The organism is Pseudomonas sp. SIMBA_067 (genome assembly GCF_046534675.1).
Lineage (GTDB): Bacteria > Pseudomonadota > Gammaproteobacteria > Pseudomonadales > Pseudomonadaceae > Aquipseudomonas > Aquipseudomonas putida.
In genome coordinates, this window is sequence record NZ_JAWRYH010000985.1 from 1 (window position 1) to 250 (window position 250).

Annotated in this window: 1 protein-coding gene; it reads right to left on the reverse strand. The window is 65.6% G+C overall.

Annotation, left to right across the window (positions count from 1 at the left end; all coding sequences use genetic code 11):
* Positions 1 to 250 (reverse strand): TonB-dependent receptor plug domain-containing protein (locus SB765_RS32170; protein ID WP_410932834.1); only part of this gene is annotated, 250 nt, incomplete at both ends.

Sequence of the window (250 nt, forward strand, 5' to 3'; positions counted from 1 at the left end):
GGCTGTCGGCGGGGTTGCGGGTGAGAATATTGACCACGGCCATCAGCGCGTTGGCGCCATAGCTGACCGTGTTAGGGCCACGGAATACCTCGATGCGCTCGATGTCCTCCATGGCCAGCGGGATGTCGCTCCAGTCCACCGTCGCCAGGCCTGCGCGGTACACCGAGCGGCCGTCGATCAACACCTGCATGCGCCGGGCGTCATTGACGTTGCTGCCATGGTAGTTGACGGTCGGCTGGTTGCCGGCGCC